The organism is Vibrio sp. ER1A, from assembly GCF_000733315.1.
Lineage (GTDB): Bacteria > Pseudomonadota > Gammaproteobacteria > Enterobacterales > Vibrionaceae > Vibrio > Vibrio mediterranei.
In genome coordinates this window covers 1-1944 of sequence record NZ_JPJA01000077.1, presented here as the reverse complement: position 1 = coordinate 1944, position 1944 = coordinate 1, and the positions used below count along the sequence as shown (strand labels likewise).

The window sequence follows — 1944 nt, the reverse complement described above, 5'->3', positions numbered from 1 at the left end:
AATCAATTCCTTTAGTTATAGTGCGCTAGATATTCAATGTATGTAACTAAGATGCGTATGTCGGCCATCATAGACTGAAACCCCAATTATTATGGCCCTTAGCCCAGATGTATCGATTTCTTTTTATGTCATTTTTATCACATCAAAAATCGAACTAGTTCAGAACTAGCTACTGCTTGTCGAGTATCTTAAAACTTCTTATAAGAAAGCTCACTGCTCAGCATTAAGGATAACGGCAACGTTCAAACAGACAAATGTCTAATTAACATTACCCTAGTGGAAAGTTCTCTAACTAGAGCGCGCTTTTGTGCCGAAATTAAATTGTTTATTATCCTCTAAATGTCATTAAGGTAGATAAATTCACTAAGTCCTTTTTAAGCTACACATATAACAAATACAGTTAGATTTGCGATAAAATATGGACTCCATCAATATAAAACTCAGTGCTAGTCCTCATCCTAGCACTAGAGGTTAATATTCCAAACATTTCACAACTCTGAATATAGCCAATGACTCAACATCACTATTTATTTCATCAGTCTTTAATTAAACTATCGACCTACATCAATAGTACCTTCGTTTATTTCATAAACTAAATCACAGGCGTTAAGTATCGCATCTGAATGACTCGCTAGTATAATTATTGAATCACGGGAAAACTGTCTCATTATCGATATTGATTTTTCTATGTCTTCTTTTGGTAAGTTAACTAGTACTTCATCGAAAATGTATAATTTAGATTGATCCAATAGTGAGAGCAGAAATATTAACTTTCTTTTTTGTCCGGTAGACATCGCTATAGTCTCAATATCATCAACATATAAGCTTTGATAATCAAAAACCCTTTCCCCAAAACATTCTGATAATATTGTGTCCATTATTCGTTTAGTATTACAATTTCTATAAACAAAGTTTTCGTACAATGAGCCAGGAAAGAGTTGGTTATCAGAAGCTGATACATAGCTTACATGATTCTTGAAGAATGATGAATCTAATATATTAATATCTACTCCATCATATTCAATTTTACCCTTTTCTATAGATTCGATTCCCACAAGCGCTCTAAGAAAAGTTGACTTGCCTGAACCAACTTTACCTTTAATACCGTAAATACCCCCCCTATGAAATTTCGCTGACCCACCTGTTATCAGTTTATCCAAACTTTTTGTTGTTAACGTTAAGTCTTGAACTTTGATCTTTTTTATCGTTTGCAGTTGAATTCCGACTTTATCTATCTTTTCAAGTTTTATCACATCATCATTGATCAGTGATGAAAATGATTCCTTTATGTGATGAACACTAATGTTATAATATGATAGTCTTGTAACCATTTGAGATATAGAACCAGATAACCGTGAGCTTAATATGAACAATACAGTCATATATGAAGGGTTTAGCTGTGAGTTAGATATACTATAAAAGCTTACTAAAAATAATATAAACAACGAAAAAAAGGAAATGATTTTAGTTAGCTCATCCCAATAAAAATTAAAGCGAGCGATCCTATCTTCACAATTAAGAGCAATGCCATACTTATTAACATATCTATCATATAGGTATTTATTATTAATGAAGGGTATGTTAATTCTAGACATTACGTTCAAAACTCGCATATTTAGAACATGATTTGATGCTGATTCCAACTTCAATAAATATTTATATAATCTAGTTCTATAAATATAGAATATGATAAAAACTGTCGCATAGAACAGAAAGAAATAAACACTAAGCCAAGATATGAACGTAGTTAGCGCAACAAATAAAATAAGAAATGTCGTACATTCAACCGCAATAGATGGAATCATATCCCACAAGTTTTTTCTATACTGCTCAATAGTTTTCATACTATGTACAGCTGAAATTCCTGAATAATATGGTATAAACTTAAGGAAATACCTTTCTAATTTTACCGCTGACTTAGCATTAGACTTCAAACTCTTATCT

At 31.6% G+C, this 1944-nt stretch carries 1 protein-coding gene; it reads right to left on the bottom strand.

What is annotated here, in order from left to right; all coding sequences use genetic code 11:
• Positions 1 to 551 precede the first annotated feature (551 nt).
• A partial coding sequence (locus HW45_RS04830) for an ATP-binding cassette domain-containing protein (protein WP_038225326.1) occupies positions 552 to 1944 on the bottom strand: 1393 nt, incomplete at its 5' end.